This window comes from Pseudomonas saponiphila, assembly GCF_900105185.1.
Taxonomy (GTDB): domain Bacteria; phylum Pseudomonadota; class Gammaproteobacteria; order Pseudomonadales; family Pseudomonadaceae; genus Aquipseudomonas; species Aquipseudomonas saponiphila.
This window is the reverse complement of the sequence record NZ_FNTJ01000001.1, coordinates 2,119,748-2,131,260: the sequence shown is the minus strand read 5'-3', so window position 1 is coordinate 2,131,260 and position 11,513 is coordinate 2,119,748. Positions and strand designations below refer to the sequence as shown.

The 11,513-nt window shown below is 60.6% G+C and carries 19 protein-coding genes; 7 read left to right on the top strand and 12 right to left on the bottom strand.

Features of this window, described 5'->3' with window-relative positions:
• Positions 1-2 precede the first annotated feature (2 nt).
• The 12 genes from BLV47_RS10045 to BLV47_RS09990 all read right to left on the bottom strand — a co-directional run bounded on the left by BLV47_RS10045 (position 3) and on the right by BLV47_RS09990 (position 5,893).
• Positions 3-428, bottom strand: a complete 426-nt coding sequence (locus tag BLV47_RS10045; protein ID WP_143038254.1) for a hypothetical protein — start codon at positions 426-428, stop codon at positions 3-5.
• Positions 429-476: 48 nt separating this feature from the next.
• Complete coding sequence (locus tag BLV47_RS10040; RefSeq protein ID WP_092312842.1) at positions 477-695, bottom strand: hypothetical protein; 219 nt, start codon at positions 693-695, stop codon at positions 477-479.
• A gap of 67 nt (positions 696-762) precedes the next feature.
• Positions 763-1,203 (bottom strand): lysis system i-spanin subunit Rz, encoded by a 441-nt coding sequence (locus BLV47_RS10035; RefSeq protein WP_092312839.1) that lies wholly within the window; start codon positions 1,201-1,203, stop codon positions 763-765.
• Positions 1,200-1,637: a structural protein P5 gene (locus BLV47_RS10030; protein ID WP_092312836.1), complete on the bottom strand. Its 438-nt coding sequence runs from the start codon at positions 1,635-1,637 to the stop codon at positions 1,200-1,202. Before BLV47_RS10030 ends, BLV47_RS10035 begins: the two co-directional genes overlap by 4 nt.
• Complete coding sequence (locus BLV47_RS10025) at positions 1,634-1,969, bottom strand: phage holin, lambda family (RefSeq protein WP_092312833.1); 336 nt, start codon at positions 1,967-1,969, stop codon at positions 1,634-1,636. Before BLV47_RS10025 ends, BLV47_RS10030 begins: the two co-directional genes overlap by 4 nt.
• Positions 1,970-2,078: 109 nt before the next feature.
• Positions 2,079-2,432, bottom strand: coding sequence for a hypothetical protein (locus BLV47_RS10020; protein ID WP_092312830.1), 354 nt, complete (start codon positions 2,430-2,432; stop codon positions 2,079-2,081).
• A 2-nt stretch (positions 2,433-2,434) separates the two neighbouring features.
• On the bottom strand, positions 2,435-2,728 hold the full coding sequence (locus tag BLV47_RS10015; protein WP_092312828.1) for a hypothetical protein: 294 nt from the start codon (positions 2,726-2,728) through the stop codon (positions 2,435-2,437).
• Positions 2,725-3,171, bottom strand: a complete 447-nt coding sequence (locus BLV47_RS10010; RefSeq protein ID WP_092312825.1) for a RusA family crossover junction endodeoxyribonuclease — start codon at positions 3,169-3,171, stop codon at positions 2,725-2,727. Before BLV47_RS10010 ends, BLV47_RS10015 begins: the two co-directional genes overlap by 4 nt.
• Positions 3,168-4,595 carry a replicative DNA helicase gene (gene dnaB, locus BLV47_RS10005; protein WP_092312822.1) on the bottom strand — a complete coding sequence of 476 codons (1,428 nt, stop codon included), beginning with the start codon at positions 4,593-4,595 and terminating at the stop codon, positions 3,168-3,170. Before dnaB ends, BLV47_RS10010 begins: the two co-directional genes overlap by 4 nt.
• Positions 4,588-5,355, bottom strand: a complete 768-nt coding sequence (locus BLV47_RS36510; RefSeq protein ID WP_244168853.1) for a hypothetical protein — start codon at positions 5,353-5,355, stop codon at positions 4,588-4,590. The genes dnaB and BLV47_RS36510 overlap by 8 nt, the downstream gene beginning before the upstream one ends.
• A 2-nt stretch (positions 5,356-5,357) precedes the next feature.
• Complete coding sequence (locus BLV47_RS09995; RefSeq protein ID WP_092312819.1) at positions 5,358-5,666, bottom strand: CII family transcriptional regulator; 309 nt, start codon at positions 5,664-5,666, stop codon at positions 5,358-5,360.
• 2 nt (positions 5,667-5,668) lie between these two features.
• Positions 5,669-5,893, bottom strand: coding sequence for a Cro/CI family transcriptional regulator (locus BLV47_RS09990; RefSeq protein ID WP_425272145.1), 225 nt, complete (start codon positions 5,891-5,893; stop codon positions 5,669-5,671).
• Positions 5,894-5,946: 53 nt separating this feature from the next.
• On the opposite strand from BLV47_RS09990, the gene BLV47_RS09985 reads away from it, so the two are divergent.
• From BLV47_RS09985 to BLV47_RS09955, 7 genes are all read left to right on the top strand, one after another.
• Positions 5,947-6,663, top strand: coding sequence for an XRE family transcriptional regulator (locus tag BLV47_RS09985; RefSeq protein ID WP_092312813.1), 717 nt, complete (start codon positions 5,947-5,949; stop codon positions 6,661-6,663).
• A 1,161-nt stretch (positions 6,664-7,824) separates the two neighbouring features.
• Entirely contained in the window at positions 7,825-8,079 is a 255-nt protein-coding gene (locus BLV47_RS09975; RefSeq protein ID WP_092312807.1) for a hypothetical protein, read from the top strand.
• Positions 8,076-8,525, top strand: coding sequence for a hypothetical protein (locus BLV47_RS09970; protein ID WP_092312804.1), 450 nt, complete (start codon positions 8,076-8,078; stop codon positions 8,523-8,525). The genes BLV47_RS09975 and BLV47_RS09970 overlap by 4 nt, the downstream gene beginning before the upstream one ends.
• On the top strand, positions 8,522-8,695 hold the full coding sequence (locus tag BLV47_RS36135; protein ID WP_167365637.1) for a hypothetical protein: 174 nt from the start codon (positions 8,522-8,524) through the stop codon (positions 8,693-8,695). Before BLV47_RS09970 ends, BLV47_RS36135 begins: the two co-directional genes overlap by 4 nt.
• 80 nt (positions 8,696-8,775) lie before the next feature.
• A complete protein-coding gene (locus BLV47_RS09965) occupies positions 8,776-9,678 on the top strand; it encodes a RecT family recombinase (RefSeq protein ID WP_092312801.1) in 903 nt (300 codons plus the stop codon).
• A complete protein-coding gene (locus BLV47_RS09960) occupies positions 9,665-11,287 on the top strand; it encodes a YqaJ viral recombinase family protein (protein WP_092312798.1) in 1,623 nt (540 codons plus the stop codon). The genes BLV47_RS09965 and BLV47_RS09960 overlap by 14 nt, the downstream gene beginning before the upstream one ends.
• Positions 11,288-11,302: 15 nt before the next feature.
• Positions 11,303-11,503, top strand: a complete 201-nt coding sequence (locus BLV47_RS09955) for a hypothetical protein (RefSeq protein ID WP_092312795.1) — start codon at positions 11,303-11,305, stop codon at positions 11,501-11,503.
• Positions 11,504-11,513: the final 10 nt, after the last annotated feature.

The window sequence follows — 11,513 nt, the reverse complement described above, 5'->3', positions numbered from 1 at the left end:
TCTTACTCCTTCGCTGCCTTGGGCTCAGGGCAGAGCCAGCCTTCGCTGGTCATGACCGCTTGCTTGATGGTTGTGGGGTCGATGGCCTCGCCGGGCTGCTGCCGCTGGAGCGCCTGGGGCGCTTGGGCCTGGCTGGTCACGGTCGGGGCCGGCGCAACGAAGGGTTCGCCGCCGGCATTCATGCGCTCGACCTCGGGAACGATCGAGTCCCGGTCGCCGACGAAATCACCGATGCGGGTGGCCTTGTCGTCGTTGGTGATCACAATCCAGCGCCCGCCGCCGTTGTGCTTGGCGGCGTAGGGCACTGCTGCTGGAGCTGGTGCTGCTGGGGGCTGCTGGCTGGCAGAGCCGTCGGCAGCGGACGCAACCGGCGCCTGGTTGGCGACAGGTACGCCTGGGGTTTGAACGATCAGGTCAGGGGCTGACATGGAGTTTCTCCGGTGGTGGGCGCACAAAGCGCGCCCGGGGCTTGGGGACTACTGGGCGACTGGCGGGGCTGGAAGACTGGGAACCTCGGTCTTGATCAGCTCTTTGGCGAACGCCGCCATATCCACCAGCAGGCTGTTGGTGGCGGCCTGCACTTCGGCACTGTTCGAACCAGGGAGCGCGGCAATCAGGCGCGACATGGCGTCGGTCAGTTGGGTGGCCTGGTCAAGGTCTTCGCGACTAACGCGGCGTGGGGTTGCTACTGGCATGGGTAAAGCCTCAGTGAGTTGATCAAAGAGGCTTCAGCATCGCGGGGGGAAGGCGTCGGAATCCCGACTATTTCGAAGCGGCGCGAACGCACGCGGAGAGGATGAACTGCTGCAGGCCGGCGACCTGGGCAGTCACTTTGCGGTTGGCTGCAACGAGGTCGGCATAATCCTGTCGAGCATCTGCTGCAAGTTGGGGGGCGGCTGCATCAGTGCTGCCGGTGGGGTTGGGATTGGTTGGCATGCAGGCGGCGCGGACGTACACGACGCGAGCGCCAGAGTTGAGGTCAGCAACAAGCTGAGGCTTGGAGTCTTCGGCATTGCGGATTTCCTCCTGAAACTGACTGTCGATGGAATCGCGAACGGTGATCGCCTGCTGGTGCGCTTCGGCTTGGCTCTCCAGATCGCGCACACGCTGCGATGATGCATCGAGGCTGGTGCTGATATGGTCGAGCCGCCAAAACGCCAGGATCAAAGCCACAGACAGCCCAAACACGATATAGCGGGTCACTTGAGGGCCCTGCGCAGACCTTCATCGAGCACAGCGTCCGGGTAAGGGTTGCCGCCGTTCTCATGAACGATGATTCCCAGCATCACTGCGCGCAGGGTTACCGGGTTCTTGATATTGATCACGTCGTTCGCCTTCACGCCCAGACGCTTAGCGATAGCGGCGATGTAGGCCTCGGTGTCGTTCTCGTTCCCGGGCGCCCAGCGGGTGATGAACTCGCGAGGGGTATCGATGCCTGGGCCACCAACCCCGGGCATGCCGTCCTTGCCGCGGTAGTTGAGCAACAGCCTGCCCAGGGCTCGGATGCCGTTCTCGGCGGTATCAAAGATAGCGAACCTGCCGTTCGGCTCCTTGCCGAGCTGGCCTTCCCAGTTGTTACGGGGGTTGTAGTCGATGTTTCCGGGGTTGTGGTTGCGGACGCCGCGGGCAATGGTCATTGGCCGGCCCCCCGGCGTGGCAGCTTGAAGTCGGCGAAGCGGTCGGCTAGGTCGGCAATTTTCTTCACGCCGATGAAGCCAATGCCACCGCCAAGTGCTGCGGCCAGGTTCTGGGGCAGCCCGAAATACTCGAGCAGTGGGAATGCCCCCGCGGTGAACAGCGCACACAAGCAGGCCTCAAGCCCAGCCTGTCGCCGCGTACCGCCTCCGTAAATGATCCGCACCGCGGCCATCAGGAACGACAGCAGCGCCGCATATAGCAAGGGGGCGTGCTGGCTTAGCCACGCCAGCAGGATCGCCCAGGTGTCAGGTTTGTCTGGCATGTTCGGCATCTCGATATCCCCTCGCCGGGGCTGGAAAAGAAAACCCCGCACATGGGCGGGGTCGTATTGATCGACGAGGGAAGCATCGGCGGGGTTGGGTGTCGGAATCCTGACTATTTCAGGTCTTGGAGTGATACGCCCACCAGTCGCGGGCGGCGACCATGGGCAGCGTGTCGCGGCTTTCGCCTGTGATCTTGCACCAGAGCAGCACCAGGCGCTCGCCTTCGCTGTAGCGCGGCTCGGCGCCCTGCTTCCAGCCAATCAGCGTGGTGCGCGCCACGCCGATTTCGTCCGCTGCGCCCTGGATCGAGTATTCGCCGGAGCGCAGAACCTCGGTGATCACCTTGAACCAGTCGATGCGCTTCGGCCCTGGCCGCGCAGGCGCCGCCGGTGTGTGCAGGACCAGCTGCGCGATGGACACCCGGGGCGGCTCCGCGAACAGCGGGATTTGCTCAGGTGCGGACGGCTTCATGGTCAGCCCCCAAACGCGTGCGCACGCGAGGCAGGCAGGGCTTGAACTATGCTGATCTCCCCTGTTTCAGGGTCGAATTGCATGAGTGGGAGCTGAACCCGTGCCATGACTTCGCTCATTTCCCCGATGGCCCTTGCGAGCGCCTGGGGGTCTTCGTCGAGCTGGAACGGGTGGAATGCCCGGCGGTGGCCGAGCATGCTTTCGGGGTCGTTGGGCCCGGTCAGGTCTTGGTCGGCGGCGATCAGCAGCCAGCCGTCAACGCCGATTTGGGTGCAGTGCCATTGGATCTTGCTCATGAGGGTTCTCCTTCCAGGGGAACGATGCGCACGCGGACGCCCGGGACTTCAGCAAAGCGCTTGCTCATGGAGACGTTGACCACCTGGACGTCGTCGCGGAAGACGATGCCGTTGATCCCGTCGCAGACGGCCTTAAGCACATTGTCGATGTCCGGCTTTTTCGTGGGCTTCACGTCGCCGGCCAGTGCCTGGGCGGTTTTCTTCTTCGACCATGACGCGGCAATGCCGACAGCGATTTTCAGCTCCACCAGCACTGGGCCGGTGATCAGCTCGCGCCCGGCCATGGCCTGCTGGGCCGCCATGGAGATCAGGGTTTCGTAGTTGGCGGTCTTTTTCGGGGTGAACATGCGGGCATGGCCGCCGATGGTGGTTACACGTGGCCTGCCCTTCCCCACGGCTTCACCTGGAACGACGAAAGAAACGGGTGTTGGATCGATGCTCATGAGCGATGGCCTCCATAGCTCTTGTTGTACCGCTCGGCCATGCTGGTGACCTTGGCTACTGGACTTTCTGGCTTGGGTGCATAGTCGGCGCTGTCGTCGAACAGATCCGGTGGCGGACTGCCGGCTATGGCCTGCAGATCGATAAACCGGCTGTAGCCCCCCTGGTACGCAACGCGGACGGTGCATGGCTGGATGCCACGGGCGGCGCCGATGATGATTTCGGCCACGCCGCGGTCCTTGGTGTTTGGCTCGTAGACCTCGTCCCGGTAAACGAAAATGATCATGTCCGCGTCTTGCTCGATCGAGCCGGAGTCGCGCAGGTCAGAGGGTACGGGGCGCTTGTTCGGGCGCTGTTCCAGCTGGCGGTTCAGCTGCGACAGGGCAATGACTGGAACGTCCAGTTCCTTGGCAAGCAGCTTGAGCTGGCGGGTGATTTCGCTGATCCGCTGCACAGAGTTGGCCCGGGCGTCGTCAACATCCACCAGGCCAATGTGGTCGACCACGATCAGATCCAGACCGAAGTTCATTTTCTGCCGGCGAGACACGGCGCGGATGCGGCTCACGGTAACGCCGCTGCGGTCGTACAGCTCGATGGCTGCGCCGTGAATCAGGTTCGAGGCTTCCAGCATCTGCGTTGGGTGGGTGCTGAGTGCAGAGCCGTCCTTGAGCGCCCTCAACGGGATGTTGCCCAGGGATGCCAGGGACTTGTCCATCAGCTCGCCGTGGGACATTTCCTGGCTAAACACCAGAACGCGCTTACCGCTGTGCACTGCGACGTTGTCCACGATGTTCATGGCCAGGGTGGTTTTACCCATCTTCGGCCGGCCTGCAACGATGATCAGTTGCCCGCCCTTGAGCCCCATGATCTTGGCGTCGAGCGAGGGGATGCCAGTTGCGAGGCCGTCCATTGCACCGCCTAGGGCTTCGCGGCGCTCCAGTTCCTCGATGTGCTTGCGAACAGCTTCGCCGGCGGTGATGGTTTCAGACCCTGCGGAACTGCTGCCGATGGCGTTAATCTCGGCCTGGGCCTGGGTGATCTTGTCCTCGGTCCCGCTGTCGCCCTGGGCAATTTCGTGGATGGCCTGGGCCGCGGTCATCAGGGCGCGCACGGTGCTGCGCTCGAGCACGGTGTTGGCGTAGGCCCGGGCGTTGGCAGCCGATGGCGTGTTGCGGTGCAGGTCAGCGCAGTAGGCCAGCGCTGAAGAGTCCTCGCCAAGGGTGCCAATCTTCTCGGCCACGGTCAGGAAGTCAACGGGAGTGCCTGCGGCCTTGAGCGCCTGGATCGCATCGAACACTGCGCGGTTGTCGGCGAAAAAGAAATCCGAGGTCTTGAGGTCTGCCGACAGGATGTCGATCAGCTCGGGCTTGATCAGCATTGCGCCCAGCACCGCGTGCTCGGCTTCGAGGCTGTACGGGTCACGCATGGTAATTACCCTCGATGACTTTGACGAAATTGCTTGGGGCGATCAGCCAATCGAACGTGGCGCGGAATGGCTTCCCACCGTTGCGCCCTTCGGCATTGCCCAGCAGGAACCGGGACGCTTTGACGTGGGTGAAGTAATCGGCCCAGAACTGCAGGTCCTGGTGCACAGCGTTCTCGCGCCAGCGGGCTTGCAGGTGGCGACGGCGCTGGTCGTTCAGCTGAGATACGCGGGGCAACTCGGGGAGAGCCTTGTGGAACAGGTCGACAATGGCCTGGGCCGGACACGCGGGAACCTTGGAATCAGAACTTTCAGAGTCGCCCAACGCATCCGGTTGATGCCCGGCGTCAACGTTATGTTTTTCTTCTGTATCTGTTCTGTTCTGTATCTGTTCTGGGGCGTTACTGGAACGTTTCTCGTCCGTTTCACTCCCTGCGGCGGCCTTCTTTTTCTTCTCCCGATGCGCTCGAACCCTTGCTGTGCTTGAGTCAGAGACATATTGGCGCTTGCTCCAGTTGCGCAGCGTCCAATCCTCATTGATGAAGCCCTTGGCCAAGAAAACGTCCTTCGTCCTGGCAATTTCTTCGTCTGGAATCCGCAGTGCGAAAGCGATAGAAGTTTCCCGTTCGGTTGCATGAAACGTTTCAAGTCCGTTACTGCATTCGAGGCAGAACAACATGATCAAGCGGCGCTGCATGGCCTCGCTCATCATCTGCACCTTGGGGTCGGTGGCGAACTCGCCATACATCCGGAACCAATCCATGATCAGTCCCACTCCAGCTGATGCACGCCGTCGATCTGCTCCATATGCAGCTTGGCCAGCTGCAGGTAGGCCGCGATGTCGCGCTCACGAAAACAGCGGGCATCGGTCGGCACCACCTTGAGGTCCAGGACGGCCAGGATCTGGGTGAATTGCTCGAATTTCTCGGGCTTCATGCGGCTGATCGTCGCCTCGTCGCAACCTACTGCATGCGCAACTGGCGCATTTCCGACTGACGCAAGACGCTGCATCAGGACTGAGTAGTTCTTGCGTGCCCTTGCATCCTGCTCGGGGCTTAATTTGTTCGCGCTCATGGTCAGGCCACCGATTGAGACTTGCTGTCATGGCCCGCCTTCAGTTGCCCATTGGTGAGTTTCTCCAATTGGTACTGACGCAGTTCTGGGATCTCCTCCCCCCACTGACGCACAGCCTCGTAAGTAATCTTGAGTGCTTTGGCCAGGGCGGGGATGGAGCCGAAATAATCAATAGCTGCTTGACGCTTCATAGGCACCTCCAATGCTGATGCGTCAAATTCAAGCATGCTTGTATTTATTAAGCAAGCATGCTTGGCAAGCGAACTTGTAGATTGGCCCTATGAACATTACCGATCGAATCACCAAGCTCGTACTGACTCGCAGGCCGGAAACTGGCGCCCGAGGAGTCAAGCGGAAGATTTCCACGACCTGCGGAATCAGCTATGAGGCTGTGCGCCAGTGGTTTGCCGGTGATACCGGCAACATCAAGAATGACAATCTTCTGGCTATTGCTCAGGCGTTTGACACCACTGTGGACTGGCTTCTGGATGGAGCTGGGGAACCACCGAGCCGCCGGCAAAGCTCCAACGTCGTGACAGCCGATTTCACGAGAAAAACACGCGACGATGAAATCCTGATACCTCAATACGATGTAGTCGGTTCAATGGGACACGGACAGGTTTTACCGAAGGAATACATTGAAACTGTGCGTAACATTACTGTGCGAACTGAGTATTTGAGAGAGCAAGGTATCGCCTATACACACGCCGATAATCTTTCAGTAATTACTGGCTTTGGCGAAAGTATGGGGGCAACTTTTTCAAGTGGTGATCCGCTGATAGTTGACCAGGGCGTTAACTCGGTGGTGGTAGATGGCGTCTATGTGTTTACCCTTGATGGAATGCTCTACATCAAGCGTTTGCAGCGCTTACCAAAGATGATTCGCATGATTTCTGACAATGAAACGTTCCCGCCCTACGACATCAAGGGCGCAGAACTGGAGTCCATGATTATTCACGCCCGGGTCCTGCTAGCCTGGAACGCAAGGAAGCTATGATGAAAAGCGCTTTATGGATTATTTATTGGATAGGAAACTTCGCAACTTTTATTAAGCTCACGTTTCTTGATGGGTATGTATATAACTGGTGGAACTGGATCATTGCCTTACCAGTAAATGAGTTCCTGGCCGCTATGTGGCCGCTGTATTGGGCAATCTTGAGGCCTCTATCGTCATGAGAATGACCAAAATCTTACTTCTCTCAACCGCGGTATCTTTGTCAGCATGCGCTAGCCACGGAGACTTGGTTTCTATGACTTCTGGGGTAATTGGATGCCCTAAGTCTGAAACAGTAGTCAAAGATACTGAGGCCGGATGGACCTCGTTTTCCTGGGTGGCGACCTGTCGAGGCCAGACGTTTTACTGCACAAACTCTGACCTTGGCGGATTCACTTGCGCCAAAGAGATAGCGCCCGCCAAGTCATAGGAAGCATCACTTCAAAGAAGCCCCAGGGCCCGCCACCGAGCGGGCTTTTTTTCGTCCCCAAGAAAAAACACAAGGTTGCTTGCATATGATGCACAAGCATGCTTTTATAAATGCAAGTCTGCTTGCACATTCGAGGCAGACAGCGAAACCCGGCGAAAGCCACCGCTCTTTAAAAACCAGCAGCAACACAGCGTCGGCCGGGAAAGGCTTTGACGCATTGGGCGTGGGCGACTCCCACACTGATGCGCCGTATAGATCTCGGTAGGTCGGCGTGCAACACCGAGCGCCTGGGCAACCAGGACGCATCGGAGTGTGATCTGAATGCGCAGGCTGATGCGCGAGTGTAAGACCTGGTGGATCGCGGGAATCATGGCCGGCAAAGTGAGTAAGCGCCCAGATGGCCATGGCGAGTCCAACAATATGCGGCTGAAACCTTCGCCCCGGTGAAACCCCGGTGTCACTGAGGCCGCTAATAGCCAAGCCGGAGATCAGCACCGGCCAGATCACACCCCGATGCGGAAGCCAACCCCGCGCATGCGGGACACCTGCATCAACCTGGTAGCCGGCGCCGGGCGGTGAAATCCCGACACGATTCGGTTGTGAATCACGCGCCGGCTACCTATCCCCCCCTTCTCCCGAATCCATCCGAATGCACTCACCCCCGCGCCCATCGGCAACCGACGGGAGGCCTGAGTGCATCCGGCTGTATTTGAATCCACCGCCTGGAGACGGCCATGCACCCAAGTATCGAACTCGGAAAGCAAGTCCGCGCAGCCCTGCGCACCCGCTCGCGTATCGCCACGAAAGACCTCTACGAACTGATCGGGCGCCCGTCTCCAGTGGAGAAACCGCGGTTCATCGTGAAGCCAGCCGGCGTGGCGTTCTTCCACGTCATTGACAGCAGCACAGGCAAAGCCCGGGGCTTTCGCCGTGACCACAACGAAGCCTGCGCCATTGCTCGGCGCCTTGAAGCGGAGAATCGGCCATGACCGACTTCCTCGAAACACCAGAGGGGCCGGACTGGCTCCACGATTCAATCAATGCCCTGATCTGTGGGCAGAACGTGACGGCGCCACGGGCGCACGGCAAATCCGTGGCCCTGGTCACCCCGCAATCGCTCTATGAGGCGCTGGCGGAACACCTGGGCGCCCAGGAGCATATCGCCCCGCTGCTTACAGACAATCGCGAGTACCCGATTGAGCAGATGATCTGCGAGGTGATCGCCGACGGGCGCCGGGTCCACCGGAACGCCTACGATCTGGCCATTGCGGCGATTGGACAGCCGAAGGATGAGCAGCACCCTACGGCCCTTCACGGTATCGCCGATTCGCTGATCAGGCCCTGGGCCAATGAGTACGGCCGTGCGCGTGCCGCCGAAATTGCTGCAGGTCTTGCAGCTGACCGGGCGGAGCAGCAAAAGGCAGATGCAGCATGAGCGGTACCGGCGCGCACAAGCGCGGCCAGCACCTGGCAATTCGCTGCGCGAAACTCCGTCGTGATGGCCTGACCCTTTCCGAGGTGGCCCAGGCCACCGGCATCAGGAAGGAACAGGCCAACGCCAAGATCATCTTGGGTGAACGCCTGCTCTCGCTGGTCGAGCCGTGATCGCCCTGCCGCTGTAACCCGTCCCCCATCCTTTCCCTAGACCCACTCAATGCTGCGCACGTCGCGGCAAGGAAACTCTTGTGTCCCAACAAAGCTTGGCGCCAGTGGCGCACGAACAAAACCTGCACGTCCTTCCGCACGCATCCACCAGCACCAGCGCCCTGGTTTTGGATGGCGACAGCCTGGACAAGATGATGCGCCTGGCCGATGTCATGGCCACCGGCCGCGCCACGCTGCCAAAGCACTTCTACGGAAATCCGGCTGACTGCCTGGCGGTCGTCATGCAATCGATGCAGTGGAAAATGAATCCATTCGCCGTGGCGCAGAAGACGCACCTGGTCAACGGCGTGTTGGGCTATGAAGCACAGCTGGTGAATGCGGTGATCACCACCTGCGCGCCGGTCGCTGATCGGCTGCACTACGAGTGGTACGGCGACTGGGAAAAGGTCATCGGCAAGTTCGAGATCCGCAAAGGCGAGAAAGGCGAATACCGCGTGCCCGGCTGGAAGATGGCCGACGAAGAAGGCCTCGGCGTAAGGGTTTGGGCTACGTTCCGTGGCGAACCTGAACCGCGCGTGCTCGAGCTGCTGCTCGCCCAGGCACGCACCCGAAACAGTACGCTGTGGGCTGATGACCCGCGCCAGCAACTGGCGTATCTCGCGACCAAACGTTGGTCGCGCCTCTACTGCCCTGACGTGATCCTGGGCGTTTACAGCCCTGACGAACTGGAAGAAACCTCCCAGCCAATGCGGGACCTCAACCCGCCGCGCAGGACCGAAGAACCAAAGCAGCTACCGCCCTACCCAGACAGCAAGCTTGACGAGAATGCGGACAAGTGGCGCGCAATGATCGCCACTGGCCGCGCGACCCCCGATCACATCCTTTCCAATATCACCAGCAAATACGCCGTCACCCCGGAGCAAGAAGAGCGCATCCGCGCCCTGGCCCCCATCGAAGGAGAAGCCACCAATGAAAGTGCATAACGTCCAGCAGGGCACGCCTGAGTGGCACGCCCTTCGCTCCAGCTATTTCACCGCTTCGGAGGCGCCCGCGATGATGGGGGCCTCGAAGTTCCAAACCCGCAACGACCTGCTGACGATGAAGAAAACCGGCATCGTGCCCGAGGTTACCCCGGCGCAGCAGGCCGTCTTCGACCGCGGCCATGCCACTGAAGAGCTGGCCCGGCCCCTGGTCGAGGAAATGATCGGCGAAGAGCTGTATCCCATCGTTGGCACCGCTGGCAACCTGCTGGCCTCGATGGATGGCGCCACGATGCTTGGCGATACCCTCTTCGAGCATAAGCTGTGGAACCAGAGACTGGTCGCGCAGATCCGCGCCGGCGCTCTTGACCCCCACTACTACTGGCAGCTTGAGCAGCAGCTGCTGGTCGCCGGCGCTGAGCGCGTGATCTTCGCCTGCTCCGATGGCACCCGCGAAAACTTCGTGCACCTGGAATACCGGCCAGTCCCGGGGCGCCGGGAACAGCTGGTCCAAGGCTGGGCCCAGTTCGAGCAGGATCTTGGCGAGTTCGCGCCGCAGGCGGCCACAGTCGAGTTGCTCGGCTCTGCACCTGACCAACTGCCAGCACTGCGCATCGAGGTCACCGGCATGGTGACCGCCAGCAATCTGGATGCCTTCAAGGCCCACGCTATGACGGTGTTCGGCAAAATCAACACCGAGCTATCCACCGACCAGGACTTTGCCGACGCTGAAACTACCGTGAAGTGGTGCAGCGACGTCGAGGACAAGCTCAAGGCTGCCAAAGAGCATGCCCTGAGCCAGACGGAAAGCATTGACCTGCTGTTCAAGGCCATCGACGACATCACCGCCGAGGCTCGCCGTAAGCGCCTGGAACTGGAAAAGCTGGTCAAGGCGCGCAAGGACACGATCCGCAACGACATCGTCATCGATGCGGCGAAGGCCCTGCAGGATCACATCGACCAGATCAACGGAACGCTGAATAGCCGTATCCGCATGCCGAAAGTCATGGCCGACTTTGCCGGCGTCATCAAAGGCAAGCGCACCATTTCCAGCCTCAAGGAAGCCGCCGACAGCGAACTGGCCCGCGCCAAGATCGAGGCCAGCCGCATCGGCGACTTGATCCGGACGAACCTGAAGAGCCTGAACGAGCTGGCCAGCAAGCACGGTTTCCTGTTCGCCGATGCCCAAGAACTGGTGCTCAAGGTCAACGACGACCTGGTGGCGCTGATCAAAGTTCGCATCAACGAGCACGAACAGCAGCAGGCCGAGCTGGCGCGCCAGGCGGACGCGAGCCAGGCCGCCCAGCAGCAGCCGACCAAAGAGCCTGTTCAGCCGGTCGCCGAGCAGGCCAAGCCGTTGGCGGCAACACCAATCACCAGCGCTGCACCTGCAGCTCAGCAGGTGGCTGACGATGGCCAGCGCATCAAGCTCGGCGAAATCTGCCGCTGCCTGGGCTTCACCTTGACGGCTGACTTCCTGCGCTCGCTGGGCTTTGAGGCTGTCGAGCGTGATCGCTCGGCAATGCTTTACCGCGCCGCCGACTTCCCGCGCATCTGCTCGGCCCTGGTGGTGCATGTCCAGCGCATACAGAACAGTCAGGCCGCCGCCTGATCAGGGGTAACAGCCATGGCCGCCCAATGCATCGAGGAAATCTACGGCGCCATCGAGGAATTCAGCGTCCTGCTCGCCGCCGCGGAGTTGCTGGCGGCCAACACCTGGGAAATTGAGTTCACCGAAAACATGCGGGCCAGCTTCCAGCGCCATGGCCCGCGCACCCACCTGAGCCCGGCCCAGCAGGCCGCGCTTGAACGCATCGCAAAACACTGAGGAATCACCG